At 34.3% G+C, this 1,339-nt stretch carries 2 protein-coding genes; one reads left to right on the plus strand and one right to left on the minus strand.

All coding sequences use genetic code 11. The features are described from left to right. Positions 1-85 precede the first annotated feature (85 nt). Positions 86-970, plus strand: coding sequence for a helix-turn-helix transcriptional regulator (locus tag ACW2QF_RS20160; protein WP_455717805.1), 885 nt, complete (start codon positions 86-88; stop codon positions 968-970). A 99-nt stretch (positions 971-1,069) separates the two neighbouring features. Here ACW2QF_RS20160 and ACW2QF_RS20165 read toward each other — a convergent pair whose 3' ends face one another. Next, positions 1,070-1,231, minus strand: a complete 162-nt coding sequence (locus ACW2QF_RS20165) for a hypothetical protein (protein WP_455717806.1) — start codon at positions 1,229-1,231, stop codon at positions 1,070-1,072. Positions 1,232-1,339 lie beyond the last annotated feature (108 nt).

Raw genomic sequence — 1,339 nt, forward strand, 5'->3', positions numbered from 1 at the left:
ATATAATTCTAAGTAAAGAACAGCAAAATAAGTCGAGAAGTCCTTTTAGATAATCTATATAATTAACTTGTAAGGTGGTGATAAGATGAAGGAACAAATATTAGCCGTTCAACGAATGCAAGACTATATTGAAGATAACATTACAGAAAACATATCTATGGCAGACTTATCCGAGGTATCGTTTTTTTCCCCATGGTACTCATATCGTTTGTTTAAGCAACATACAGGATTAACTCCTGCCGATTACATTCGTAAAATCAGATTGTCAAAGTCGGCACTTCGCTTAAAACATAATGATTGTAAGATTGTCGATGTGGCCTATGATATGGGATTTATAAGCGTTGATGGTTATCAAAGAGCATTTTACCGAGAGTTTGGGTGTAATCCTGGTGAATATGCAAATCACCCAGTTCCTATTCAACTATTCATCCCCTACGGAGTAAAATTTAGAGAACTCAGAAAGGAAGTTGTTGATATGAAAAACTTACAGAATGTTTTTATTCAAATTATTCACAAACCAGAGCGTAAAGTTATTATCAAACGTGGTATTAAGGCAGATGAATATTTTTCTTATTGTAAAGAAGTTGGTTGTGATGTTTGGGGATTGCTTACAAGTATGGATTCCCTTTGTGGAGAACCAGTATGCTTATGGTTACCAGAACCGTACAAAACCTCTAACACATCTAGCTATGTTCAAGGTGTTGAAGCATCACTTGATTATTCAGGAACTATTCCAAGCGGCTTTGACATCATTACGTTACCAGCGGCAGATTATTTGATGTTCCAAGGTGAGCCATTCGAAGAGGAAGATTATTGTGAAGCTATTTTTGCTATTCAAGAATCGATGGCTAAATATGACCCTACTGTTATTGGATATCAGTGGGATGATTCTAATCCTCGTATTCAGCTTGAACCGCGCGGTGAACGTGGCTATATTGAATTAAAGGCAGTTAAGCCGATATATAAGTAAGATACCATTGAAATACAGAGACTATTTACAAAATGAAGCTGCATAAAAATAGCTCCAACCACTATTTGGTGTGATTGGAGCTATTTAAATTACTGTTTCCTATTGTGATATTTTTTTAGTTCTTTCTGAATCAATCCCTATATTCTTATGTCTCTTTTCAACCTTGCCAACACCAATCTTTCTTTCGGCTTGCAAGAAACCACTTTTAGTTTTCTTCTCTTCTATTAATTTTTTCATTTTTTCAATATCTTTCATTGACATTTTGTATTCCTCCATTAATTTCTGTCTAATTCTTTACATCAATTTAGACAATGAACATACCGTTAACACACCTACAGTTTGCTAAGTATTTTATTTTATCTATGATAT

The organism is Anaerosporobacter sp., assembly GCF_965301125.1.

What these genes read in the sequence shown, in the direction of transcription:
- ACW2QF_RS20165 (WP_455717806.1), bottom strand. Translation starts at nt 1,231, where the DNA reads ATGTCAATGAAAGATATTGAAAAAATGAAAAAATTAATAGAAGAGAAG.
- ACW2QF_RS20160 (WP_455717805.1), top strand. Translation starts at nt 86, where the DNA reads ATGAAGGAACAAATATTAGCCGTTCAACGAATGCAAGACTATATTGAA.